The organism is Pseudarthrobacter sp. L1SW (assembly GCF_020809045.1).
In the GTDB taxonomy this organism is placed as follows: Bacteria; Actinomycetota; Actinomycetes; order Actinomycetales; family Micrococcaceae; genus Arthrobacter.
On record NZ_CP078079.1, the window covers coordinates 1801910 to 1826083 of the forward strand.

Annotated in this window: 21 protein-coding genes and 2 pseudogenes; 16 read left to right on the forward strand and 7 right to left on the reverse strand. The window is 61.4% G+C overall.

Annotation, left to right across the window (positions count from 1 at the left end):
* The first annotated feature begins 15 nt into the window (after positions 1 to 15).
* The 7 genes from KTR40_RS08260 to KTR40_RS08290 all read left to right on the forward strand — a co-directional run bounded on the left by KTR40_RS08260 (position 16) and on the right by KTR40_RS08290 (position 7111).
* Positions 16 to 1764: an asparagine synthase-related protein gene (locus KTR40_RS08260; protein ID WP_228405831.1), complete on the forward strand. Its 1749-nt coding sequence runs from the start codon at positions 16 to 18 to the stop codon at positions 1762 to 1764.
* Positions 1758 to 2564 carry a galactosyltransferase-related protein gene (locus tag KTR40_RS08265; RefSeq protein WP_228405832.1) on the forward strand — a complete coding sequence of 269 codons (807 nt, stop codon included), beginning with the start codon at positions 1758 to 1760 and terminating at the stop codon, positions 2562 to 2564. Before KTR40_RS08260 ends, KTR40_RS08265 begins: the two co-directional genes overlap by 7 nt.
* Entirely contained in the window at positions 2561 to 3565 is a 1005-nt protein-coding gene (locus KTR40_RS08270; protein WP_228405833.1) for a glycosyltransferase, read from the forward strand. The genes KTR40_RS08265 and KTR40_RS08270 overlap by 4 nt, the downstream gene beginning before the upstream one ends.
* Positions 3552 to 4457 carry a thiamine pyrophosphate-dependent enzyme gene (locus KTR40_RS08275; RefSeq protein WP_228405834.1) on the forward strand — a complete coding sequence of 302 codons (906 nt, stop codon included), beginning with the start codon at positions 3552 to 3554 and terminating at the stop codon, positions 4455 to 4457. Before KTR40_RS08270 ends, KTR40_RS08275 begins: the two co-directional genes overlap by 14 nt.
* Entirely contained in the window at positions 4441 to 5352 is a 912-nt protein-coding gene (locus tag KTR40_RS08280; protein ID WP_228405835.1) for a transketolase C-terminal domain-containing protein, read from the forward strand. Before KTR40_RS08275 ends, KTR40_RS08280 begins: the two co-directional genes overlap by 17 nt.
* 26 nt (positions 5353 to 5378) lie before the next feature.
* Entirely contained in the window at positions 5379 to 6251 is an 873-nt protein-coding gene (locus KTR40_RS08285; protein WP_228405836.1) for a cupin domain-containing protein, read from the forward strand.
* Between the two features lie 71 nt (positions 6252 to 6322).
* Positions 6323 to 7111: a DUF6817 domain-containing protein gene (locus KTR40_RS08290; protein ID WP_228405837.1), complete on the forward strand. Its 789-nt coding sequence runs from the start codon at positions 6323 to 6325 to the stop codon at positions 7109 to 7111.
* Between the two features lie 621 nt (positions 7112 to 7732).
* Here the strand turns inward: KTR40_RS08290 and KTR40_RS08295 are convergent.
* The 6 genes and pseudogenes from KTR40_RS08295 to KTR40_RS08320 form a co-directional block, all read right to left on the reverse strand.
* Positions 7733 to 8832, reverse strand: a protein-coding gene (locus tag KTR40_RS08295) for an IS3 family transposase (RefSeq protein WP_370633193.1) whose coding sequence is annotated in 2 segments (ribosomal slippage) — positions 7733 to 8610 and positions 8610 to 8832 — 1101 coding nt in all. Because the reading frame shifts where the segments join, the coding sequence is not laid out codon by codon here.
* Positions 8818 to 9274: pseudogene (locus tag KTR40_RS08300) on the reverse strand (transposase); the annotation flags it as partial. The pseudogene KTR40_RS08300 and the gene KTR40_RS08295, both read right to left, overlap by 15 nt.
* A gap of 222 nt (positions 9275 to 9496) precedes the next feature.
* Positions 9497 to 10343, reverse strand: a pseudogene (locus KTR40_RS08305) (IS3 family transposase); the annotation flags it as partial.
* A 787-nt stretch (positions 10344 to 11130) separates the two neighbouring features.
* The gene (locus KTR40_RS08310) at positions 11131 to 12666 is read right to left on the reverse strand and encodes a tripartite tricarboxylate transporter permease (protein WP_139029003.1); all 1536 of its coding nucleotides are present in this window, start codon (positions 12664 to 12666) and stop codon (positions 11131 to 11133) included.
* Positions 12663 to 13226 (reverse strand): tripartite tricarboxylate transporter TctB family protein, encoded by a 564-nt coding sequence (locus KTR40_RS08315; RefSeq protein ID WP_139029004.1) that lies wholly within the window; start codon positions 13224 to 13226, stop codon positions 12663 to 12665. Before KTR40_RS08315 ends, KTR40_RS08310 begins: the two co-directional genes overlap by 4 nt.
* Positions 13227 to 13254: 28 nt before the next feature.
* Entirely contained in the window at positions 13255 to 14217 is a 963-nt protein-coding gene (locus tag KTR40_RS08320; protein ID WP_228405838.1) for a tripartite tricarboxylate transporter substrate binding protein, read from the reverse strand.
* 444 nt (positions 14218 to 14661) lie between these two features.
* On the opposite strand from KTR40_RS08320, the gene KTR40_RS08325 reads away from it, so the two are divergent.
* Together KTR40_RS08325 and KTR40_RS08330 are read left to right on the forward strand one after the other, a co-directional pair.
* Complete coding sequence (locus KTR40_RS08325; protein WP_139029006.1) at positions 14662 to 15615, forward strand: shikimate dehydrogenase; 954 nt, start codon at positions 14662 to 14664, stop codon at positions 15613 to 15615.
* A gap of 14 nt (positions 15616 to 15629) precedes the next feature.
* Positions 15630 to 17015: an MFS transporter gene (locus tag KTR40_RS08330; RefSeq protein WP_370633194.1), complete on the forward strand. Its 1386-nt coding sequence runs from the start codon at positions 15630 to 15632 to the stop codon at positions 17013 to 17015.
* 131 nt (positions 17016 to 17146) lie between these two features.
* On the opposite strand, the gene KTR40_RS08335 is transcribed toward KTR40_RS08330, so the two are convergent.
* Entirely contained in the window at positions 17147 to 17920 is a 774-nt protein-coding gene (locus KTR40_RS08335; protein ID WP_205677045.1) for an IclR family transcriptional regulator, read from the reverse strand.
* A 91-nt stretch (positions 17921 to 18011) separates the two neighbouring features.
* On the opposite strand from KTR40_RS08335, the gene KTR40_RS08340 reads away from it, so the two are divergent.
* Genes KTR40_RS08340 through KTR40_RS08370 form a run of 7 tightly spaced genes read left to right on the forward strand, consistent with a single transcriptional unit; the run spans position 18012 to position 24168 of the window.
* Entirely contained in the window at positions 18012 to 18803 is a 792-nt protein-coding gene (locus KTR40_RS08340) for a 2-keto-4-pentenoate hydratase (RefSeq protein WP_228405840.1), read from the forward strand.
* 31 nt (positions 18804 to 18834) lie between these two features.
* Positions 18835 to 19797, forward strand: a complete 963-nt coding sequence (locus KTR40_RS08345; RefSeq protein WP_228405841.1) for an acetaldehyde dehydrogenase (acetylating) — start codon at positions 18835 to 18837, stop codon at positions 19795 to 19797.
* Entirely contained in the window at positions 19794 to 20867 is a 1074-nt protein-coding gene (gene dmpG, locus KTR40_RS08350) for a 4-hydroxy-2-oxovalerate aldolase (protein WP_139029010.1), read from the forward strand. Before KTR40_RS08345 ends, dmpG begins: the two co-directional genes overlap by 4 nt.
* The gene (locus tag KTR40_RS08355) at positions 20864 to 21682 is read left to right on the forward strand and encodes a 2-keto-4-pentenoate hydratase (RefSeq protein ID WP_228405842.1); all 819 of its coding nucleotides are present in this window, start codon (positions 20864 to 20866) and stop codon (positions 21680 to 21682) included. The genes dmpG and KTR40_RS08355 overlap by 4 nt, the downstream gene beginning before the upstream one ends.
* Before the next feature lie 47 nt (positions 21683 to 21729).
* The gene (locus tag KTR40_RS08360) at positions 21730 to 22158 is read left to right on the forward strand and encodes a carboxymuconolactone decarboxylase family protein (protein WP_139029012.1); all 429 of its coding nucleotides are present in this window, start codon (positions 21730 to 21732) and stop codon (positions 22156 to 22158) included.
* 54 nt (positions 22159 to 22212) lie between these two features.
* Positions 22213 to 23238, forward strand: a complete 1026-nt coding sequence (locus KTR40_RS08365; RefSeq protein WP_228405843.1) for a VOC family protein — start codon at positions 22213 to 22215, stop codon at positions 23236 to 23238.
* Positions 23239 to 23241: 3 nt separating this feature from the next.
* Positions 23242 to 24168 (forward strand): sugar phosphate isomerase/epimerase, encoded by a 927-nt coding sequence (locus tag KTR40_RS08370; RefSeq protein ID WP_139029014.1) that lies wholly within the window; start codon positions 23242 to 23244, stop codon positions 24166 to 24168.
* Positions 24169 to 24174: the final 6 nt, after the last annotated feature.

The following is a 24174-nucleotide window of genomic DNA, read 5'->3' on the forward strand; positions in this document are numbered from 1 at the left end:
GGCCCCCCCGCCTTGATGGGCATTGCCGACCTGACACCTCACTCTGAGGATCCAGATGTCCTCTGCGAGCGTGACTGGGTAAGTCAATGGGCCAGCTATGGCACCACGGTCTACCTCGGCGAGGGCGTCGCGATCGCTGCGTCATTCATGTTTCACCATGCCGGAGTGGTGCTCGCCGCGAGCCCCACTTGCGAACGAGACTGGCAGACTTTACGAGAGTTCTCTGATGCTTGGGCCCGTGGCCAGGAGTCCCCTCTTGGCATCATCGAGCGCGAAGTGCTCACATGTTCAGTGGCGATGTACGTATCGGGCAATCTGATCTTATTCCGAGACCGCTTGGGCGTAGACAGCCTCTATTACCAATCAGACAGCGCGCAGGTTAAGTTCTCCTCGACTCTCGAACCCCTCGTTCAGGGCAGACCCTCAGGTGGCCTCGACGTCGCCTCGACGCTGACGTACCTGCTCCACGGCAGAGCTCGCTTAGGCCGCACGCTTTGGCTGGGTCTCGACAGCTTGCCCAGCGCACACTTTGTACGATGTCAGCAAGGGCAGATGCAACCGGAGCGTTATTGGACGCCGCTCGCCAACCCGATGCCGATCATTTCGAGAGCGTCGCGTATGGAACGGTTCGGCGTCCACCTAGAACGCGCCAGCCGGAATGGCTTCGCAACTGAGGGAAACGCACTTCTTCTCTCGGGCGGCATCGACTCCAGCTATTTGGCGCATGTTGCCGGGCAGACTCACCCGAAGTCTACGGTCTGCTATACGGTGACATATGCCGAAGACAGGTACCCGGATGAGTACCGTTACGCGCGGATCGCAGCGGATGCGTCTGGTCTGCCGCTGAAGCGGGTTGAATTGACCGTCGAAGACAGCGTGATGCACCTTCGTAACATCCTCGATGAGCCGCGACCAGTAAGCGCTTGGGCAACTATCTGCAGCAATGCATTGGTTGACGCCGCCGTCGCCGACGGCAACACGCATATTGTTTCCGGGTTGGGTGCGGACGAAGTCTTAGCAAATTACCGCAAAGCTTTTGAATACTATTTCCGAGTTCGGCAAATCGTGACCAAACGCGCCGTCGAACACTTAGATTTGCTCGATTATGTGGAATGGACCGACGATGTGCTATTCCCGGGTGTCGCGGACTTCTTCAGCTACACCCGCGCTAACGCAATTCTGAGCACTGCTCCTGGAGCGGAATCAGCGTTTTCAGACTTGCGCGCGTTCTATCGGGAGTGTGGTCCCATGGACCGCAGGACGCATCTGTTCTCGTACTTCGTTGCCCATGAATGCCAACACCGTCTTCCCGATGCACTTCTGCGCGACTTCGCGAGCCATGCCCGCCGCTCCGGAGCCCACATCGTGTTCCCGTTTCTGGATACCAGCCTCGTCGAGTCAGCCTGCTCGCTATACCCGAGCGAGCGGTTCCAGTACTACAGCAATCAGTGGCATAGCAAAGTGACAATGAAGTCGGTAGCATCGCGTGTGCTGCCTGACGAGCTCATACGGAGGGAGCGCGGCGTCTTTGACTTTCCATTCCGCTCGTATTTGGAGCACGCAGTATTCCGCGCTGTGGTGCTGGAGAGACTTATCAATAGCCCGATCTGGGAAGCCGGAATCTTTGAGCCGCATGTACTGCCCTACTACGTCGACGCCATCGAGCGCAATCAACTTGGCGATGCCGTCGATGGTCGTTGCTGGCCAGAACTTTGGGCGCTGCTGACGCTCAGTGCATGGTACAAAAGGCATTTCCAATGCTGAGCATCATCATCCCTTGGAAGAACCGCGACGAGGTCTACCGCAGTATCAGCCGGGCCGTCGTCGTAGCAGACGAGTTGGGCGGGGAAGTGATCCTCGTGAATTACTCGGGTTCCTTGAACGTGAGTAGACTGCCGTCGAGTCGTCGACTCCGCGTAGTGGAAGTGGACGGCACCCGATACTTCAACAAAGCCAGTGCGAGTAATGTCGGCGCGGCGTATGCAAACCATCCTCTTCTGTTCTTTTGCGACTGCGACATCCTGCTCGAGCGGGACGTTGTATCGGAGTGCTCACGACTCGCTCGCGCACCTCGCACCTTTGTCACCGTGGCCCATGTCCAAGAGGAGTCACTAAACTCCCTCGGGACTACCCATATTCGGTGTTTCGGTTATCACATGACAATCAAAACTCAGGACGACCTTGAGGTACAGATCGTCGATTTTGAAGAAGACACCTCTACGGGCCTTCGGAACGCCCCGGGTCTTCTGTTTGTAAAGCGTGATGATTTCGTCAGGATCAACGGCTACGGCGGCTTCTTGCACGGCTGGGGTTGGGAAGATCAAGACATGATCTGTCGGTTAACACTGGGGCTAAACTTGCAGCGTGAGCAGTACGGCACCCTAACCCATTTGTCGCATGACGATCGGGCCCGCCTATCGGAGTATCCGGCGGTCGAAAATCGATGGGAGAGCCGGGATCGTATGTTCCGTACCGCGCTTGCCCGATACGACAGGAATATGTTCCGAGGAACATGGACTGAAGACGTAAAGGCGCACTCGTCGAGGGAACGAGCAGAGCTGTGACGACCATAAGCGCGTGTTTGATCGTTAGAGATGTAGAAAGCGTTTTAGAGCGCTGCCTCGAGAGCATCGTCGGCGTGTATGACGAACTCTGCATCGTCGACACGGGCTCGCGAGATCGAACGGCCGAGATCGCAATGGCGCGTGCCGACCGTTTCCAATTTTATACGGATTGCAACGATCAATCCGGCAAAATTTTCGACTTTTCGGCTGCCCGCAATCACTGCTTGGAACTGGCCAGTGGTGAGTGGATCCTCTCAATCGATGCCGACGAGGTCTTCACGAATCGAAGTAATTTTGCCATTCACGACGTGCTGACGGCCACTACAGCGACAGCCGCAGCAGTCACGATGGTCCGCGGCGAGACTGAATGGCTTGCGATACGCATCTTTCAGAACATGCCGATTCAAAGATTTCGGCACCGCGTGCACGAGACGATAACCGCAGCGGGCGAGGTACTAACAGCCCGGTATTTTCGTATTCGCGACCTGGGCCAACCGGAGAAGCCGGAAACATCATCGGAGCGTAACGTAAGAATCTGCGAGTCCATCCTGTGTGACGATCCGACCGATCTCCGCGCCGCCTTCTACCTTGCGGAAGGGCTTCGCAAACTGGGCCGCTACCAAGAGGCCCAACAGGTCTATATGCGTTGCCTTAAACACGACCGATTCACCGATCCCTACCGCTGGGCCGCCCTCGATGGTATCGGAGTCTGTTTTCTGTACCTCGAACGGTGGCGGGAAGCACTCAATGTGGCTCGAATCGCTGCTCGACTCCGACCTGACATGGCCGAGGGTTATTGCCTAATGGGGGACGCGTATGTGGCAATGCATGATATTGCCCGAGCAAAGATCGCGTATCTAACCGCGGCGAGACAACCGTTTCCACCTGAGGGCTACAGCCTTTTCGTTCAGAAAACTTCATACCACGAGTATCCGCTGGAGCAGCTACGCATGCTTCGTGACGTTTGCGAGAGGAACGGAATCGACTATGACGGATTCTGAGAATATTCAACTCGATAGGGCCAGGGGCGCGACCGAAGCGAGCGAACGACACGGCAATGGGAAACAAGCCTTGAGGCGTCCGGGAACTGACTCGGTTGGCGCCTCCACCCGCCTACGAATTCTTGACGCCTTGTACACAGCAGGTTCCGGTCATTTCGGCGGAGCCTGCAGCGTAGTGGAGATTCTTCAAGCCGTTCTGACCTACGCAGACATCCGACCCAGTATCGAAGACGGGGATATCCTCATCCTTTCGAAGGGGCATGGAGCGATTGCCTATTATGCGTTGCTGGACACGCTGGGGTGGGCGAGCCATGACCTGTCTCGCTACGGCGACGCCGCTGAAGGCGTGGAAGTCCATCCGTGCAGAGACTCCAACCCATGGGTCCACTTTTCGACCGGTTCCCTCGGCCAGGGGCTTTCTTTCGGGGTCGGTGCGGCCCTTGCTGCCGTTGGCACTGGCAGGGAGGTGTGGGTTGTGCTAGGTGACGGCGAATGCCAAGAAGGGCAGGTTTGGGAGGCCGCAGATCTTGCCGCCCGCAACCGACTGGACAACCTCCACGCCGTCGTCGATTGCAATGGCTATCAGGAGTGTGGTTGGCCGTTCCTCGACCCGGAGCATCAGGATCCATTGCTTGGCGCCGTCGAGAAGTGGCGGGCCTTCGGTTGGAAGGTCGTGAATCTGGACGGTCACTCTGGTAGCGAGTTGAAGCGATGGGTGACTGGGCGACAGGCTGACGAGGACAAGGGTCCCAGGGTCGCAATCGCCAGAACGGTGAAAGGGGCGGGCATTCCCTACTTTGAGAAGCACCCGCATCTCAGTCACTGTACGAGCTTGAGCGAGAGCGATTATCTCTTGGCGCGAAAGACTCTGATCGATGCTCAAGCTAGCTGAATGCCTCGCCAAACACCTAGACGACTACAGAAGTCGCGACCCCGACCTTTGGTTGCTCGACGCCGACCTCGGCGATTCCTACGGACTCACTGAGGATCTGGTTCGTGGGTTCGGACCGCGTTTCGTCCAGGCTGGTATTGCCGAGCAGAGCATGGTTTCGGTGGCGGTTGGCTTGGCTGGCCTGGGTAAGCATCCTTGGGTGTTCTCCTTCGCCGCCTTTCTGTGTAGCCGTGCACACGACCAGATTCGCTGTGGGATGAGTCAGATGCGGTTGCCCGTAACTCTCGTCGGCGCCAACGCGGGGATAGACGGTCTGAAGAACGGCAACACGCATGTCAGTCTGATCGATCTCAGCCTCATTAGCTGTCTGCCAGACGTCGATATCTGGTCCCCGGCCTCGGAGGTCGAACTGAGGTACGCCGTCGATACCATCATCCGCGACAGGCGTCCTGCCTACTTACGCCTTTCGAAGTTTGGCATCGAGGGCTCGAGCAGCGTCGACAATGAACTTCTGGAGCTAAGGGACGGCACGGACGTTCTGATCCTGTCGAGCGGGATTGCTTCGAGTTGGGCCCTGGATCTGGCGGCGTCGCTGCAGAACCGGGCCGTTTCTGCTCGGGTGATTCAAGTGATAAGGGTTAAGCCCCTCCCCGAGTCACTGCAGCAAATCATTCACACGGGATATTCCGCAATCTACACCATCGAGGATCACTCGAAGAGCGGCGGGTTCGGTGACCTTGTGGCCCACGCCTATCCGGACGTCTACATACGACGACTTGGGTGGCCACAGACTTGGTTTCCCGCGGAACTGCATACGGCCAATTTGCGAGGTCGGCACGGTCTTGAGACAGAAGGGCTTGCCTATCGAATCTTCCATGATGTGCACAGCCAATAGTTCCACCTAGATAATCAGGAGAAGTCATGGATGTACTGTCTGAAATTCTTAGCCCCGTATCGGTCGAGGAGTTCATCGAGCGCTACTTTGAAAGGTGTCCGCTTTTTATCCCGGGCCCGGACGACAAGTTCGATAACCTCTTTCGAACGGCCGATTTCAAAGACAATCTCGACAAGGTGGATGACATTCGAGCTGTCTTTCCCCTATTACGTCAGGCCCATATCGGAATCGCTGATATCCCAGACATGCTTAGAGCCGGTGCCTCGATCTGCGTCACAGGGATGCAGGAGGGCCATGAGACCCTCGGGCGGATGACTGCCGCAGTCCGCACGAGATTGCACTACACGGGGAAGGTCTCGGTTCGTGCCTACCTTTCACAGAAGGGCAGTGGTTTCGACATGCACTTCGATGCACGTGTGGCATCTACGCTGCAGATTTCGGGCAAAAAGCGTTGGTGGTACAAGCTCGACCCTAAGACCCGCTACCCGAAAAAGAACTCTCCGCACACCGAATATCTGAGGGAGGCAGGTTTCGAGCCTCCCGAAAAGGCCGATATGGAAACCGTGCTTCTCTCGCCGGGCGATTTCCTGTGCCTACCCGCGGGAACTTGGCACTGCGCCAAAGCGGAGGAGGACTCGCTCGCCTTGAACCTGGCGTTTGATCACGAAAACGCCAGCCCTGGGGACTGTCTGCTCACTTACCTTAAAGCACTGATCGATACAAGGACCGAGAGCCGTAGTCCAATGTACTCGCTGAACGCGACGCCGTGGTCGGATCCCCAAACCGTGCAGACGCTCACGACGGTTGTAGATGATTTGATGGAACGCCTCAAGCTGCTTAGGGACGACAAGGAGGAGTTGGAGCGGGTAGCGCGTGACTGGTTCGAGCGCACAATATGAGCGAACTAATGCGCCAATACCTTAACGTATTGGCTCCTACCCGCTCCATGCCTCATGGTGCCGGAAATTTTATGCACCACCTGTTCGGTGTCCATCAAATTCTGGTTGCTTGGGGCTGCGCACCGGCAGTTTGTACGGCAGGTTTGTTCCACAGCACTTATGGCACGGAATTCTACACGGACAGCCTTTTTGATATCGCTGAACGGCAGAGGCTCAAACAACTAATCGGCAACGAGGCAGAGGCTCTCGTCTATGCCTTCTGCCGAATAAGCCGAACTAGCCTTCTGGACGACTTGCCCGTCGAGATTGACAACGGGGAGTATCAAGTTTCAGAGGAGCAGCTGGCTGCGCTGCGGTGCATCGAGATGGCGAATCTGCTCGAACAACAGGCGGCGCCGGATCGATCGCCTGCTGTCTTCATCTGCCGTCTCTGGCAGTTAGCGAGATCCGGGGTTGCGCTAGATCAGCGACATCCAATCATGGGTGTCGTCGAGTTTTCTGTGGAGGAAGAGCGTGAAGCACTTTTTGCGTACCAGAGTGCATTAGGCCTCAACCCTCTCGATCTAGATTCAGTGGGCGAGCTGCTCAATCGGTGCGCACTCGGCCTTGTCCTCGGCGAGCCTTTCATCCTGCTCGCCGCGATCCAACTCGACAGGGGTGACTGGGCTGCGGCGATGTGCGCTGCGGGGGAGGGCCGCGACATCCTTGTCCGATGGGGCTGTCCGTGGGATAAGCGATTATCTTTCGGGGACTGGCTGGCACTGGCGGGCCGCGTTCGCGAACTGGCGGAACTGGGAGCGACCGGAACCGACCTGTGGCCCCAACTAAGGTCTATGTTGGTGTCGACCGGAATCCGATGACTTAGGAGGACGGGTTGTAGACATTCAGCGGTGATGTTAGAGCCGATGATCCTGGCAAGCTTAAGTAACTGCTGCCTAGGGAGGGTCTACTAAAAGCTTGACCGCCAGAGGCTGCTCGCCCGGGGACTGCTTCGCCGTGCAAGTACCGAGAGCAATGCGGCTGCTCAACCTCTGACGGAAGTGGCCCGCGCAAGTCAATACGCGGCGGCGCCATACAAGAGCTGTCTTACCTCTTTGGTCGATGAGGGCGATGAGAAGGAAGGACGACGACTCTTAGGAATGGGCACACGTGTTCCTGCTCCTGGAGTGGAATGAGTTGGTCACCCCCGCGCGACGAGGTAAACCGCCAGGCTGACGCCTTCGGGCAATCGATGGGCGTGGGGTAGGGTTGTCACCACGTTTTCCCAGCCGTGACGCCCCTTCTCCGTGCTGAAACAGTACCCGTCGTAAAGCTCGAGTCCGGTATGCGGGTGCACCGTCGGCAAGACGACTTGCACAGGGATCCTGTGTCACGCGCTCATTTACCTGGGGAGCCGCCAGTTAGAGTGTCGTGCAGCGGATTCATCAAGTTGTCGGCACGGGACTGCCCGCGTTTTGGTTGACTCGTGGGGTTGATAGTTTTTAGGCGGCTAGCGCCATGTTGTTGATTGTCTCAAACTCGATCGGGGTTAGTTTACCGAGGGCTTTTTGCCGTCGCCGGCGGTGGTAGGTTCGCTCGATCCAGGTGGTGATGGCCAGGCGTAGTTCTTGGCGGGTTTCCCATCGTTTCCGGTTCAGCACGTTCTTCTGCAACAGGGCGAAGAACGATTCCATGGCCGCGTTATCGCCGCACGCGCCAACCCTGCCCATCGAGCCATTCAAGCCGTTGGCGTGCAGCGTCGAGACGAATTTGCGGGACCGGAACTGACTACCCCGATCGGAGTGCACCACGGTCCCTGACGGGCTCCTGAGCGCCACGGCATGGGCCAACGCGGTCACCGCCAAGGACGCTTTCATCCGGCCGTCTATGGAGTACCCCACGATCCGGTTCGAATGCAGGTCCTTGATCGCGCACAGGTAGAGCTTGCCCTCTCCGGTGGGGTGCTCGGTGATGTCCGTGACCCACTTCGTATCCGGCGCCGCGGCGCTGAAGTCCCGCTCGAGCAGGTCATCGTGGACCGGCGGACCAGCCTTACGCCCTCCGACCCGTTTGCGGTGGATGACCGAGAGGATGCCATTGGCCGAGCAGAGCCGCCAAATCCGGCGTTCACTGGCCACCGGTTTATCGCCGGCGTTGAGCTCGTCAGCGATGAACCGGTAACCGAAAGCTGGGTCATCGGCGTGGACGTTGATCGCAGCGTTGATGAGATGCGCTTCCTCCCAGTCCCGAACCGGGACGGGGTTGGATTTCCACTTGTAGAAGGCCTGTTTGGAGAAGTTCAGTACCCGGCAGGTCACCGCAACGGGAACACCGTCAGCGGCAAGGTCAAGGACCAGCGGGAACATCATTTTGGGTTGATGTCCCTGGACAGATACGCGACGGCCCGGCGCGTGACTTCGGCTTCCTGTTCTAGGAGCTTAATGCGCTTTTTCGCTTCCCGCAGCTCGGCGGATTCTTCCTTCGCTGCCCTGGTTTTTAGGTCATCTTCCTCGTCAGCTTTCTTCAGCCAACGGTGGGGACTGCCCCGGCTTTTGTTGACGGACTTGGTTGCGAAGCACCTCCGCACGGAGACGATCGACATCCGAAGGAGTTGCAGGGCGCTGCGGCGCTCCCGGACCGCGCGCGCGGGTGATGCGCAGCACGCGCAGAGCTTCGACGGCGCCGTCCTTGCTTTTTGGGATGCTGGTGCGTCGGCCATGCAGAGCGGCGCGGGCTGCATTGATTGCGTCCAGATCGTCGTCCTTGCCTTTACGGAGGCGGTCAGACCGGTCGGGCCGGTCGACCTCAAGGATCATGACACCGGGTTTGGCAAGGTGTCGGGTTAGGCGCGCACCATAGGATCCGGCGCCCTCGACGCCGATCCGGGCCAGATCACCGAAATCGCCGATCCAGGCGAGCATTGACCGGTAGCCGGTGCGTGTTGTCGGGAAGCTCTTAGTGCCCAGCACTGTCTCGCCGGCATCAATGACGGCGGCGACGTGCAGTTCTTTGTGCGTGTCGACGCCAGCGAAGACGGGCGTCGGTGCCTGGTCCGGGTCGCTGGTTTCGGCGTTTTGGTCATGTCGTTTTCCTCCGTTCCATCCGATGTGCAAGGGGCACGGCCCCGGGCATCGACCACCGGCGGACAAGACAGTGATGAGCACACTGGCGCAGAACCCTGGGCGCACCCGGCACCAGCATCCTGTCGCATCCATCACCCTGCGAGTCAAGGATCCTCTAGGAATACCGGTTCAGACAGTCTCACTGTCCGAGTGAACCACGGTCCCTTCCGGGCGCGTACCCGCACCGCGTTCTCCAGCCCAGCGACGGCCAGCGAGGACTTCATCCGCGAATCCATCGAGTACCCGACGATCCTGCCGGAATAGACATCCTTTACCGGGCAGAGGTACAGCTTCCCCTCCGCCGTGGGGTGTTCGGTAATGTCCGTCAGCCGCAGCTCATTCGGCGCAGCGGCGGTGAAGTCCCGCTCCACGAGGTCGTCGTGAACCGGTGGCCCCGGCTTCCGGTTCAGGCCCCGCTTCTTCGAGAACACCGACCAGATGCCGTGGTCCCTGCACAGGCGCTGGACCCTGTTCTCACCCGCCACGATGCCCATCTCCGGGAGCTCATCGGCGATGAACCGGTACCCGAAGGCCGGGTCGTCGGCGTGGATGTCCCGCGCGGCGTTGACTAGGTGCGCATCAACCAAGTCCCGTTCCGTCACCGGGTTGGCCCTCCACCGGTAATAGCCTTGCTTGCTGAATCCCAACACCCTGCACGTCACCGCCACGGGAACACCGTCGGCGGCAAGATCCGTGACCAGCGGGTAGATCATTTTGGGTTGATGTCCTTGGCCAGATAGGCAGCAGCACGGCGCAGAACCTCGTTCTGCTGCTCCAACAACCGGTTCCGCTTCTTCAGCTCCCGCATCTCAGCCGACTCCGCAGCCGCCGGGCCAGCATCGGATTCCTTGCGTTCGGCAATGGCGATCCAGCGTTTGAGCGTCGTGACCGAAAGCCCGAAATCCTTCGCGATCTGCGCCAGGGGCGCTTCACCCTTGCGGGCTACATCAATAACATCCTGGCGGAACTCCGCCCCATACGGCGTGGGCATGGTCAACATCCTTCCACGAGCACAAGCTCGTTAGGTCAAGGAGTCAACAAAACCGGGGGCAGTCCCTTCATGTTTGTTCGTCCTTCCGCTGGTTTTTCGCATCCACCAGTTCTTGATGGCTAAGGCCGCGCGCAACATGACTTGCTGACTATTCTTTGGATGGACTTGGGTTTGCGGCGGGCCAGGAGTTTCCGCCCTGATACCTGTTCATGCAGGCAAGCGCAGGGAGCGGCATGACATGACAACCGATCCGGTTCTGATCATAAATTCGCCGAGCCTGGCCACTGACGAGCCGGGGCCGGCATCGAGGGCGTGTTGTAAGAATTGGTGGGCCTTGCTGCCTCTGCCCTCCCACCAATTTATGAAGGCGATGTCGGTAAGGATTGGGGCGGAGTGTCCGGTGCTGATGCAAGTGTGTGCTGGGATAAAGCGCCCGGCCCGCAGCGCCATCGGGCCGGCCTTGGCTCGTCCGGCCGCCGCATTCTGGACGCCGGATGGTCCGACGACGAGTTGGTACCATTGCCGCCGACACGATAGTGGCCAGCGCCCACCTCGACGTTGTAGCGGTTCCTCAGAGAAGGACCCAAAGGGGATTGCAGCGGCAGCGGACGACGGCGGGAAGTTCCGCCGTCGTCCGCTCACTGCTGCCGCGAAAGCTGCTCGTATGCTGTATGTTCAGGGACCCAGTGCGGGTACCCATTGGACGCTGCTGTGCAGCTGTCCGCTTCTCACGTAATCCAACGCTGTTCTTTGAGAAACGGACAGTCCCTTTAACGCTCCGCAAAGGTCAAACCCTGGTTTGCTCCTGAACAGCCTCCTCTGCGGCTGGACTGGCCCTGAGTCCGCGGCGGGACTTGATGAAGCCGCGGACCGGGGGAACCGCGAGCGCTAGTACAGCAACGGTGAGAAGGACTACTGCGATGGGGCTGCTGTAGACCGTGGCCCATCCATCGATGACGAGGGCTCGGCGCAGGTTCGACTCCGCAAGCGGCCCAAGGATAAGTCCAAGAACGGCTGGGCCGGGAGGGAATCCGAAACGGACCATGAAGAGTCCGACCAGGCCGAAGACCATCATCATGATGACGTCGAAGATACTGCTTTGGACCGAGTAGGTTCCGCCCAGACAGAAGAGGAGAACGATAACCCAGAGGTAGTGCTTGGGCAGTTGCAGGAGTTTCGCAACCCCCCGCATCCGGACGAGGCTGAGGATCAAGGTCACGATGGACGCGATAACCATAATTCCGACAATCGAGGTGACTAGGTCGGGCTGCTCGGAGAACAGTGCGGGGCCGGGAGTGATGCCCCAGACGAGCATTGAACCGATCATGACGGCCATAACGGAGTCACCGGGGACACCCAAAGCCAGGGTGGTCGTGAGGCTTCCGCCGAGGGTTGCGGCGGAGGAGGTGTCACCGGCCGTGAGTCCTTCGAGTGATCCCTTGCCGAATTCTTCGGGATGCTTTGAGGCTTTGCGGGCGTTTTCCCATGCCACGATGCCGGCGATGTCGCCGCCGACGGCGGGAATGAGGCCAATGACCCCGCCGGTGGTGACGCCGATGGCCATGGGTTTGCGCAACCGCTTCATGACCTGCCTGCTGGGCCACCATTCTCCAAGTTGGGTAACGGGCTTAGCCGTCGGGCCCTTCCGGTGGACGATGATCTGGTTCATGATTTCGGCCAGGCCGAACAGGCCGATGATCACTGGAATGAAGGGGATTCCTCCATTGAGTTCGTTGATGCCGAAGGTGAACCGCTGGTCACCGGTGATGGGGTCCCGTCCCACTGTGGCAAGCAGCAGGCCGAATGCGCCGGCTGCGAGGCCCTTCCAGAGGCGGCCGGCGGAGGCCCCGACCATCATGGTGATGCCTACTACGACCAGAGCGAAGAGTTCTGCGGGCCCGAACTGGAGGGCGAACGCCGCCAGTGGAACGCCTGCGACGGCGAGGACCGCCACGCCGGTGAGCAGTCCGACCGCGGTGCCGATAGCGGAGGTCGTCAGCGCCAGGCCTGCTTTGCCTTGCTTCGCCAGGGGATAGCCGTCAAAGGTTGAGGATATGGAAGCTGGTGTTCCTGGAGTGTTCAGAAGGATTGCCGGGAGGCGGTCTCCGAAGGTGGCGCCGACGTAGATGGTGATAAGTATGGCAAGGCCCTGCAGTGGCTCCAGTGTGAGAGTGAATCCGCTGGCCAGCGCCACCCCCATGGTGGAGGTGATTCCGGGGAAGGCACCGACGAGCATGCCTACGAGGAGTCCAACGACGATCCACATGAGGACTGCCGGGTCCAGGACCGCGAGCAGTCCGTCAATTATTGGGTTGCCGTTCATTGGATCGGGACTTTCAGTAGGACGATGAAGAAGAGGTGGAAGAGGATGCCAAGTCCTGCGGGGAAGTACAGCCAGGACGTGAGGTTTCGGCCGCCGAACAGGTAGGTCATGACGCCTGTGACAACCGCCGTGGACAGGGCAAACTGAATGGTGCCCCAGGACGCCACGTATGCGGCCAGGAGGACGATGGCGGCGGTGAGCCGCAGCATCCCGGGGACTGAGATTTGTTCCTGGTCAGACACGGCAGGCGTTTTCTTGAAAAACGCGACCAAGGCTATGGCGGTGCCGGTGACGATCAGGGCGGTGGCGAGCATCGTGGGCCAGAAACGCCCGTTGAGGGCGCTCGGTCCGCTGCCGCGGTCCGTGATGGCGTCCATTTGGAGGAGAACGATCCCGGCAATCAGGAGACATGCTGCTGTGCAGACGACGTCCCGGAAGCGCGACACCGGGCGGGTGTGTCCTGAATGTTCGGTGATTAGGAGAGTGACGTCGTCCTGCGCCTCAAATGGAGGGTGCTGCTGGACGTCGTGTCCCGTCCTGGTGTGCTCTCCGGAGCTCATCACTAATGCCTTCTGCCGGTTCAAGGATCTACTTCTCAGTCAGCCAGGCACGGTACAGCTCGGTCTGCTCATCGACGTAGCCCGCCAGGGACTGAGCATCCTTGTAGGCAACCTCTTGGTTGGTCTTCTTGGCGTGTTCGGTAAACCGCGGGTCATTCACCGCCTTCTTGAAGGCATCGGAGAGTGTTTTGAGCACTTCACTGGATGTCGACTTCGGCGCGGCAACACCGTTCCATGAAGCATTTACCAGGTCAACGCCGGCCTCCTTCGCAGTGGGCACATCCGGCAGGGCCGGCAAACGCTCGTCGGCGAATACTGCGAGGTACCGCAGGGCACCGGACTTCACCTTCGGGTCGATGTTGGCAAGGTTGTCGATTACGAGGTCGACCTGCCCGCCGACGGCCGCGGTCACGGCCGGGGCTGAGCCATCGAAGGGGACAGACGACAGCGTGATCCCGGCCTCCTGCTGGAAGCCGTTTCCGGTAGCCTCGAAAATGGAACCGGGGCCCGGGTTGGAGTAGGAGAGACTGCCCGGCGCAGCCTTAGCGGCTGAGACGAGGTCTGCCAGGGTCTTGAATTCGCTATTCGCGGGAACAGCAAGGGCTGCTTGAACGCTGACAATTTGCGCAACAGCAGCGAGGCTCTCTGGTTTCACTTCGTAGCCAATGTGCTGCAGTGATGCCAGTTCAGCGCCGACAAAACCGATAGTGTGGCCGTCGGGGTTCTGGTCTGCCAGCCACTCCATGCCTACCGAACCGCTCGCTCCCGGCCGGTTCTCCACGATGACACTCACTCCCAGGATCTCCTCCAGAATGGGGGCCAAGGTCCGTGCGTTCAAGTCGCCGCCGCCGCCGGCGCCCCAGGGCACGCTGAGGTGGACGTCCTTGGACGGGAATTTCCCCGCCTCGGCTGAGCTCTTTGCGACGCAGCCGGTAGCGGAAAGGCCGACGAGAGCCACCAAGCCCATTGCGGTAAAGGCACGAAGATTCACGGAATACTCCTTTGTATTGTGATCCCGGCGTCACTTCGCACACTTAACAGAGTCGGAAGCGCCGAACCGGGGACAGGGGGTAAGCATCGACCCTTGGGAGGGTGCTGTGACGAGTTTCACCAACAATTTCTTCCTTAGGTAGCGAGTGTTCCACCCACCGAAACGACTGATGGCAGGGGTTGGTCCGGACCAGATGGGGCGCCATCTGTCCCTCGGTCCGGACAAGATTGCGGCCGCCGTCCGTTGGCTGTAGCTCCGCCGTGTCCCGTTGAGCGAGACGGAATGCACCTTTTCGCTGTGAAGCCTGTCACTATCACTTACGGTGCATGCAGGCCGACGGCAGATGGAAGGGAGTCGCAAGGATGCGATCAAGGAAACACGGACTCGGGCGGGATACCGCCACCTCGGTACCTAGTTCACACGTTGGCAGCGAGCAGGTTGCCGATGTGTGCTGAACTTCTGGTCGGTGGGAGAACGGGCGAGGCGACGGGAAGTCATACCCGTCAGGACCAACACCCCGGCGATCTGCGTAAGCCGGCATATCTGATCGGCCTGATCGGTGACGGCGTTCTTCCGTCCCTCAGCCCAGGGATGCATGAGCGCGAAGCCGAATTCCACGGTGTGCGTTTGGTCTACCGGCCGATTGACATGCCCACGCTGACTCTTGGCCAGGGCGATCTCGCACAGCTGCTCCGCCATGCCCGGTTCCTGGGCTTCGATGGACTGAACATTACCCATCCTTACAAGCGATCAGTGCTTGGATTGCTCGATGAAATCAGCGACGACGCCCGGATCCTCGGCGCCGTGAACACGGTTGTCTTCCGGGACGGCCGTATGCTCGGCCACAACACCGACCACGTGGGGTTTCAGAAAGGTTTTCAGGAGGGACTTCCGGGCGCGGAGTTGAACAACGTAGTGCAGATCGGTATTGGCGGGGCAGGGGCCGCGGTGTCACTGGCGCTGCTCCGCCTTGGCGTGCAGCAACTGACGGTCAGCGATCTCTTCCCCGAACGTGCACGACAGCTCGCCATGACGCTCAACAAGGCAGCGGGACGCGAAGCGGTGCAGGTCGCAGATCCAGGGGAGCTGATCGCGTCCATCCGTTCAGCCGACGGGGTGGTCAATGCCACCCCGGTCGGTATGGCCGGCCACCCTGGCACCTCCTTCGACACCGGGCTCCTTAATAAAGGCCAGTGGGTCAGTGACGTGGTCTACCGCCCGATCCACACTGAACTGCTGGCCAGGGCCGAAGCGCTCGGCTGCCGCACGCTCGACGGCGGACGCATGTGCGTGCACCAGGGCGTCGAGGCGTTCAGGCTCTTTACCGGCCTTGAGCCAGCGCCGCAGCGCATGCGTCAAATCTTCCTTTCCCTGATCGAATCCGAAACCCAGAATTGAGCTCGAACATGACAATCTCCGTTAGCGGTCCGGCACCGGCGCCCGGCCACGCACCTACTCCGGTGAAGGCTGCCGTCGCAGCATTCCTTGGTTCCATGGTGGAGTACTACGACTTTTTCATCTATGGCGTGATGGCAACGCTGGTCCTGAACAAGGTCTTCTTCACCGACACCGACCCGGCGACAGGGACCCTGCTCGCGTTGGCCACCTTCGGCGTGGCCTATGTTGCACGCCCCGTCGGTGCCTTCTTCCTGGGCCACTACGGGGACAAGATCGGCCGCAAGAAGGTCATGGTCTTCTGTTTGCTTCTCATGGGCATATCCACGTTCCTCATCGGCGTCCTGCCGGACTACAACACCATCGGCCTCTGGGCGCCGGCCCTGCTGGTCTTCCTCCGGCTGTGTCAGGGACTTTCCGCCGCGGGCGAGCAGAGCGGCGCGAGCTCACTGACGATTGAGCATGCCCCCTTGGGCAGGCGGGCGTTCTTCGCCAGCTGGACCCTGAATGGCACCCAGGCCGGACTGATCCTGGCCAACCTCGTCTTTATCCCCTTCGCGACCTTGCCTCCAGAACACCTCTACACCTGGGGCTGGCGCGTTCCCTTCCTGTTCAGCGCGGTGCTTGTGGTCATCGCCTTTGTCGTCCGCCGTACCCTGGACGATGCTCCCGTCTTCACCGACCTTGAAGAGGAACACCAGGTCGAGGACATGCCTATCAAGGCGTTGTTCCGCGACCAGTGGCGTGACATCATCCGCGTTGTCGGCTGCACCAGCATCGGTGTCGTCAGCTCCGTTACAGCCACCTTCGGAGTGGCCTACGCTTCGAAGCCGGAATACGGGCACGCCAACTTGGTCTCTTCCAGCACGATGCTCTGGGTGGTTATTGGGGCGAATATCGGTGCCCTGATCGTGCAGCCGCTCGTAGCCATGCTCTCGGACAGGATCGGCCGCAAGCCTGTTCTCATCACAGCAGCGGTGGGATCCGCGCTCTCCTCCTTCTTCTATCTGAGCACCCTCACTTCAGGCAACGGCTGGCTAATCTTTCTCGGTCAGTTCACGCTCACGTCCCTCTTCTATAGCTGCTACAACGCCATCTGGCCGTCCTTCTACCCGGAGCAGTTCGCCGCGAAGGTCCGCTACTCGGGTGTTGCTGTCTCCACCCAGCTGGGCGTGGTCCTGACGGGCTTCGCCCCGTCCATCGCCGCGGCGATCGTCCTCAAGGGAGAAATGGGATGGCTGCCGATCGCGATATTCGTCTGCATCGCGGCCACCATGACGGTCGTGGCCGTGCTGTTCAGCCGCGAAACCTATAACGTTCCACTGGAGGACCTCGGCAAGAAGAATCCGCGCCGGATGGACGTGAAGGCCATACATGCGGAGCGGGTCAAAGAGACTGTTTAATCCTGCGATTGGTCGGATGGCTGCGTTCGCAGCGTAAGCCTGCAAGTCCCAACAGGAGTGGCCCCGTCCCGAACGCCAGTTCGGCACGGGGCCACATTGCTTTAGCGGCAGGAAGGCTGGAATCGGCACGCTCAAATTTTGTTCAGCAGCGTGTTGTTCCTGATCAGCCGGTTGAGTCCCATGGTGGCCGCTTGGACGGCAGGACCCACCCTTTCAAGCTGTACGACGCCGAGGGGCCCGGACACGCTGAGTGCCGCCAACGGCTCGCCGTTCTCGCGCCGGATGGCCGCTGCGGCGCAACACACTCCCGCGGCGGACTCCTCCTGCTCATAGGCCACTCCGTGGGTGCGCACCGACTCCAGCTCCACCCGCAGATCACGTGCAGAAGTAAAGGTCCGTGGGCCGATTTGCTCAAGAGGATCCGCCAGAATTTCCTCCACAACGCTTGCCTCGGCAAAGGCGAGCAGGGCTTTCCCCACCCCGGTAGCGTGGGCAGGCATTCGTCCCCCTACCCGTGACGGCAGCTGCACGCTGTCCCGGCCGCGGAGGATCTCAATATAGACGACTTCCCGGCCTTCACGGACGGCCAGATGCACCGTATGGCCGGTGGCCTGGCGGAGATCGGCCATGGTGGCTAGCGCCAGTCGGCGAAGATCCTTGGGCCGCCGGCTGACCGACCCCAGCTCGAAGACCCGCAGACCCAGCCGAACTGAAGTGCCGCGCTTTTCTAGGAAGTCATAGTCGATCAGCTCGCGAATGATCCTGGAGACCGTGGCCTTCGCAATGCCCGTCCTGCGGGCAATCTCTGAAATACCGAGGTCCTCATCTTCGGGACCAAAGGACCCCAGGATCAATGAGACGCGGCCGATCATGGACTCAGGAACGTCTCGTTCAGTGGGACACATGCTTGGAGTATGGCCTAGAGACGGGCAGTATTCCAAGTGTTCGTTCCATTCACTGGCCGTTATGGGCCGGACCACACCGACGGAGACAGGCATGACCACCAGCACCCGCGACAACGACGCCGCGCAAGCACTTCTTGAGGCCTACCGGACACGCCAGACCGTTGCGCCCCTCACCGAAAACATTCCGGACCTCGACGTCGAAGGTGCCTACGGGATCCAGCTGGCGCAGGTTCAGGCGTGGAAGGTCGAAGGCCGCGCCGTCAAGGGACACAAGGTCGGTCTCACTTCACGTGCCATGCAGGTGCAACTGGGCGTGGACCAGCCGGACTTCGGCCACCTGATGGACGACATGTTCTTCGCCGACACGGATCCAATCAAGGCCGGCCGTTTCATCAGCCCCAAGGTGGAACCGGAGTTCGCCTTCGTCCTCGGGAAGTCCCTGACCGGCCCGGGCGTCACCGCCGCCGAAACGCTCAGCGCCATCGACTACGTCGTGGGGGCCTTGGAGATCATCGATTCACGGATCACCGACTGGAAGATCAAGCTGGCGGACACTATCGCTGACAACGCCTCCTCCGGCGGGGTCGTACTCGGTTCACGGCCCGTAAAACCGGCGGATTTAGACCTGCGGACCACCGGCGTGAACCTTTCCAAGAACGGCGAGCTCGTTGCCAGCGGCGCCGGCGGCGCGGTGCTCGGCTCGCCCCTGAACGCAGTCGTCTGGCTCGCGAACACCCTGGGTTCCCTCGGCGTCACCCTCGAGGCAGGCTCCATCATTCTTCCCGGCTCCATGACGGCCGCTGTAGCCGCCGGACCGGGCGACACCATCTCGGCCAGCTTCGCCAGGGGACTGGGCACCGTCACCGCGAACTTCGCCAACTAGCAAACCTCTAACAAGGCACAGGAGTAACTTCATGGACCACCGTCCACGTCCCATCGCGGCCATTGTCGGCCCGGGAAACATCGGCACCGACCTGCTCGTCAAACTCCAGCGCAGCGGAGCCCTCGATGTCCGCTACATGATCGGCGTCGACCCCGCCTCCGACGGGCTGCGCAGGGCACAGGAGCACGGGGTCGAAGCCAGCGCCGAGGGAGTCGACTGGCTCCTCGACCAGACGATCCTGCCCGATGTCGTCTTCGAAGCCACCAGCGCCAAGGCCCACGAGGCGAACGCTCCGCGATACAGGGCAGCCGGCATCGCCGCCGTCGACCTCACTCCGGCTGCGGTCGGTCCCTTCGTCTGCCCGGCAGTCAACTTGGAGGATCACCTGGCCGCGGAAGACGGTACCGCCCCGAACATTAACATGATTACCTGCGGCGGCCAAGCCACCATCCCCATCGTTGCGGCCATCTCGAGGGTCTCCCCGGTGCCGTACGCTGAAATCGTCGCGTCCATATCCTCACGCTCCGCGGGACCCGGAACCCGGGCGAACATTGACGAATTCACCGAAACCACTTCCCACGCCATCCAGGCCGTGGGAGGCGCCACCCGGGGCAAGGCGATCATCATCCTCAACCCGGTGGAACCCCCCATGGTCATGCGGGACACTATCTTCGCCGCCATCGGACCTGACGCCGACCGCGGCCCCATCACTGAATCGATCCACCGCATGGTCGCGGAGGTCCAGCGGTACGTCCCGGGCTACAAACTCAAGTCCGAGCCCCAGTTTGAGGATCCCCGCATGGATTGGAACGGTAACGGACGAGTGGCCATCTTCCTCGAAGTCACCGGCAACGGCGACTACCTGCCCCCTTGGGCGGGAAACCTCGACATCATGACGGCAGCCGCAGCACGCGCTGGCGAAAGGCTGGCCCTCGCCTGGAACCTCAGAAGACCGGCAGCCACCAACCAGAAAGAGCAGGTGGCAGCAAAATGACGACCCCCGAGAACAACCACGCCGCAAACCCGCCCGTGCGAATCATCGACACGACCCTGCGCGACGGCAGCCATGCCGTCAGCCACAGCTTCACCATCCAGCAGGTCACTGACATCTCCCGGGCACTGGACAGCGCCGGCGTACCGGTCATCGAGGTCACCCACGGCGACGGCCTCGCCGGCTCCTCCTTCAACTACGGCTTTTCCAGCGTCCGTGACATAGATCTGGTGGCCGCAGCCGCCGAAGAGGTCACCAACGCCAAAATCGCTGTTCTGTTGCTGCCCGGGCTGGGCACGGTGGAGGATCTTCGCGAAGCCCACGCCGCCGGGGCCGGGATGGTGCGCGTTGCCACCCACTCCACCGAAGCTGACGTCAGCATCCAGCATTTCCGGGCCGCCCGGGACCTCGGCATGGAAACCGCCGGCTTCCTTATGCTCTCGCACCGCACCGAACCCGTCCAGCTGGCCAAGCAGGCCCGCATCATGGCCGACGCCGGCTGCCAGTGCGTCTATGTCGTGGACTCCGCCGGGGCACTTCTTCCCGACGGCGTCCGGACCCGCGTCGACGCCCTCGTCCAGGAACTTGGCGAAGACGCCATGGTGGGCTTTCACGGTCACCAGAACCTGTCCATGGGCGTGGCGAACTCGGTGGAGGCCTACCGCGCTGGCGCCCGCAGCATCGACGGCACCCTCCGTGCCCTCGGAGCCGGCGCAGGCAACACACCCACAGAAGTCCTCGTCGCCATCTTCGACGCCCTGGACATCCCCACAGGCGTCAACGTTGAAGCTGCCCTCGCTGCCGCCGAAGAAGTCTTGGCCCCGACCGTGACGCGCATGCCGCTCATGGACCGTGCCTCTATCGTCCAGGGACGTTACGGTGTTTACAACTCATTCCTGCTCCACGCGGAACGCGCCGCGGAACGCTACGGCGTTCCGGCGTACCAGATCCTCCGCCGGGTCGGCGAAGCCGGCTACGTCGGAGGCCAGGAAGACATGATCATCGACGTCGCCATCGAACTGGCGGGCCTGCAGCGCCAGGCCGCCGAACACAACGAAAGAGTCCCCGCATGAGCAATGAAGCCACCACGCCCACGTCGGCCCAGGGGGGCGACTGGACCGAAGACCGCGTCGCGGACGTCCTGTACAAACGTGAATTGGACCGGACCGACGGCGGAAAGATCACCGACGAATATCCCGAGTTGGATCTTGAGGCCGCCTACCGAGTCCAACGGAAGCTCATCGACCTCAAGGTTGCCGGCGGAGAGCGCGTCATCGGCGTCAAGCTCGGCCTGACCGCCCGTGCCAAGCAGCAGCAGATGGGCATCGATTCGCCCCTCACCGCCGTCATCACCGACAAGATGGTCCTCGAAGCCGGTGTTCCGATTCCGATGGATGAACTCATCCATCCGAAGATCGAACCGGAAATCGTCTTCGTCATGAAGGAACGCCTCGCCGGACCCGGAGTGACAGCGGCGACGGCCATGACCGCCGTCGGCAGGGTCCACGCAGGCTTCGAAGTCATCGACAGTCGCTTCACCGACTTCAAATTCACGCTTCCCGATGTCGTGGCAGACAACGCCTCATCCTCTCGCCTCTTCATCGGCGCCTCAGGCACCGATCCGGCAGGCCTGGACCTCGCCCTTGAAGCCGTCATCCTGTCCGTGAACGGCACCGTGGTTGCCACCGCCACCGGTGCAGCCGTTCAGGGGCACCCCGGGGAGGCTCTGGCCCTGGCCGCCAACGCCCTCGCGGAGCGCGGGGAGTCCATCGAAGCCGGAGCAGTTGTGCTGACCGGCGGCCTGACCGACGCCGTATTCGTCCGCCCCGGCGAACAGATCACTGCCGAGTTCACCAATCTGGGAACACTGACGGTCAGCGGCGCCTGACCCGCCCCTCGCACTACCGGAAGCCAATTACGAAAGAAGGGACGGTCATGACCGCCACCGAAGGCCAGAACTGGCAGATCGACGAATTCCTGGACACCTACCGCGAACTGATGGGTTTCGTGCCCCCGCGCATCCAGGCCCGCTTCGACCAACTCCGGGACACCAACCCTGAGTTGCTGCTCGCCGAAGAACGCGTCCGGAACCTGATCTGCTACACGGACAAGCTCGACCAGAAAACCGTTCAGCTGATCCTGTTCGCGGTCCTGGCCGTCAACGTGCGTGATGCCGCCAAGCTGCACGGCCTCGCAGCCCGCCGCGCCGGGGCCAGCTGGGAGGAACTGCAGGCCACGGTCGACCTCGCCTATCTGTTCGGCGGGCTGTCCGTGGCCAACCACGCTCCCGCGATCCTGGACGGCATCGCCGAGCTGGAACAGAAGAACGAAGTGGGCCTTGGCGCCACTGCCGCGCCGCGCTGACCTTACCTGCATTTCAGATTTACCTGGACCACACGTTTCGTGCAAAGGAGCACCATGGTTGACATTTCCCACCACGCCGAACGGCTCACAGATCCACGGGAAGACACGTACAAGGAGCCCATTTATGACGTCGCTCAGCTGGGCCACGTGGAAATCCTCAGCCCGGACCTTCAGACCACGGCGGATTTCTTTACTCGTGTCTATGGCCTCTACATGGTGGAGGAAACCGCTGATTCGGTCTATCTGCGGGCCTGGAACGACGACGTGCTGACGTCGTTGAAGGTGACGGCCGCGGCCCAGCCCGGCCCCGGCCACGTCGCGTGGCGCTGCACCAGTCCGCAGGCTCTGGGCCGCAGGGTCGCCGCGCTGGAGGCCAAAGGAATCCAGGGACAGTGGGTAGACGGGGACGTCGGGCACGGCCGCGCCTACCAGTACCGCGGCCCCGGCGGGCACCTGCAGGAGATCTACTTCGAGACCGAAAAGTTCGTCGCCCCGGATGGGCAGAGGCCCTACCTGCCGAACCAGCCGCAAAAGTATGATCCGCACGGCGTCGCGGCAGCGCACCTGGATCACATCAACCTCCTGGTGCCCGACGTCGCCCTGGCCAGCACATTCGCCCAGGAATCCCTCGGTTTCAAGTTGCGGGAACGGCTGGTCCCCGCCGGTGGTGACCAGGAGGTCGGGGCGTGGCTTTCGGTCATGACGAAGGCCCACGACCTTGCCTTGACCCAGGAGCCGTACCCCACCGAAGGCCGGCTGCACCACTTGGCGTATGCCGTGGGAAGCCGCGAGGACGTGCTCCGCGCCGCTGACATCTTTATGGAAAACGGTGTGCCGATCGATTTCGGCCCGGCCAAGCACTCCCGCACCCAGGGGTTTTTCCTTTACGTCATCGAACCCGGTGGAAACCGGATCGAGGTGTTCTCCGGCGGGATCCACATCTTCTCCCCGGACTGGGAACCGGTCACTTGGGACACGGAGACTGGCGGGCGCAGCACGGCCTGGGGCCTTGCCACTCCGCCGAGCTTTAAGGAATATGCCACCCCGCATTATGTTCCCGCCGCAGCGCCGGTGGGCTGAGGCGTGGAGAATTTGCTGGAGGAAAGCGACGGCGACGCCGGCTCCTATGTGGCAAGCTTCTTCACCCTGTCCGGCAGTGGCTTCGGACAACCGCCAAGGCACCCGTTCTCCGACCGGGTCAGCGCCGCTAAAAAAGCTGGCTATGACGGCATCGGCCTGCACCTGAACGAGCTCACCGACCCTGCGTGGAACGAGCTGAACACCGCCGACCCGTCGAGGGTGCTGGACCACATGGCCCGCATTCTGGACGGGACCGGGCTGGACGTCGTCGAAATCGAATTCGTGGGCGGCTGGTGTGACGGGCCCGGCAACCCCGCTGTGGCCAAGGCCGCTGAACTCGTTGGCGAGGTCGCCGGGCACCTGGCCACCGACACTGTTGGGGGGCATCACGTAAGCGTGGGGGAGTTCATGGCCGGACCCGCCGCCGACCCGCAGCTCGCGGGCCGGGGACTGGCAGAATTCGCCGAGGCCCTGTCCGGCACCGGTTACGTCCCCGCGATTGAGGCCTTCGCCTGGTCGAAGATTCCGGACTACGTTCTGGTCCGGGACATTCAGGCGGTCACAGGCGTCGGCGGCGCCCTGGCAGATACGTGGCACGCCTTCAACACCGGAAGCACTACCGACGGGATCACCGGGGGAGAGATGGGCCTGATCGCAGCCGTGCAGCTCAACGGTGGCTACCGCGTCCACGACGATTTTCTGGCCAACGCTCGCTCAACCCGACGGCTGCCCGGGGACGGCGACCTCGACGGTGAAGGCTTCATCCGCGCGGTCCGCGCCGCCGGCTTCACCGGGCCATGGTGCGTCGAAGTCAATTATCCCGAATTCCGCGAGCTCGACGCCGCTGCAGCCGCCGGCAGGAGCATATCCGCCGCCCGCACCCTCGTGTCCGTGGCTCTGTCGGCCTCCCGGAAGCATCAAACGCTTTAGCGCCCA

What these genes read in the sequence shown, in the direction of transcription:
- KTR40_RS08260 (WP_228405831.1), top strand. Translation starts at nt 16, where the DNA reads ATGGGCATTGCCGACCTGACACCTCACTCTGAGGATCCAGATGTCCTC.
- KTR40_RS08265 (WP_228405832.1), top strand. Translation starts at nt 1,758, where the DNA reads ATGCTGAGCATCATCATCCCTTGGAAGAACCGCGACGAGGTCTACCGC.
- KTR40_RS08275 (WP_228405834.1), top strand. Translation starts at nt 3,552, where the DNA reads ATGACGGATTCTGAGAATATTCAACTCGATAGGGCCAGGGGCGCGACC.
- KTR40_RS08280 (WP_228405835.1), top strand. Translation starts at nt 4,441, where the DNA reads ATGCTCAAGCTAGCTGAATGCCTCGCCAAACACCTAGACGACTACAGA.
- KTR40_RS08285 (WP_228405836.1), top strand. Translation starts at nt 5,379, where the DNA reads ATGGATGTACTGTCTGAAATTCTTAGCCCCGTATCGGTCGAGGAGTTC.
- KTR40_RS08290 (WP_228405837.1), top strand. Translation starts at nt 6,323, where the DNA reads ATGCACCACCTGTTCGGTGTCCATCAAATTCTGGTTGCTTGGGGCTGC.
- KTR40_RS08310 (WP_139029003.1), bottom strand. Translation starts at nt 12,666, where the DNA reads ATGAACGGCAACCCAATAATTGACGGACTGCTCGCGGTCCTGGACCCG.
- KTR40_RS08315 (WP_139029004.1), bottom strand. Translation starts at nt 13,226, where the DNA reads ATGAGCTCCGGAGAGCACACCAGGACGGGACACGACGTCCAGCAGCAC.
- KTR40_RS08325 (WP_139029006.1), top strand. Translation starts at nt 14,662, where the DNA reads ATGTGTGCTGAACTTCTGGTCGGTGGGAGAACGGGCGAGGCGACGGGA.
- KTR40_RS08335 (WP_205677045.1), bottom strand. Translation starts at nt 17,920, where the DNA reads ATGTGTCCCACTGAACGAGACGTTCCTGAGTCCATGATCGGCCGCGTC.
- KTR40_RS08340 (WP_228405840.1), top strand. Translation starts at nt 18,012, where the DNA reads ATGACCACCAGCACCCGCGACAACGACGCCGCGCAAGCACTTCTTGAG.
- KTR40_RS08345 (WP_228405841.1), top strand. Translation starts at nt 18,835, where the DNA reads ATGGACCACCGTCCACGTCCCATCGCGGCCATTGTCGGCCCGGGAAAC.
- dmpG (WP_139029010.1), top strand. Translation starts at nt 19,794, where the DNA reads ATGACGACCCCCGAGAACAACCACGCCGCAAACCCGCCCGTGCGAATC.
- KTR40_RS08355 (WP_228405842.1), top strand. Translation starts at nt 20,864, where the DNA reads ATGAGCAATGAAGCCACCACGCCCACGTCGGCCCAGGGGGGCGACTGG.
- KTR40_RS08360 (WP_139029012.1), top strand. Translation starts at nt 21,730, where the DNA reads ATGACCGCCACCGAAGGCCAGAACTGGCAGATCGACGAATTCCTGGAC.
- KTR40_RS08365 (WP_228405843.1), top strand. Translation starts at nt 22,213, where the DNA reads ATGGTTGACATTTCCCACCACGCCGAACGGCTCACAGATCCACGGGAA.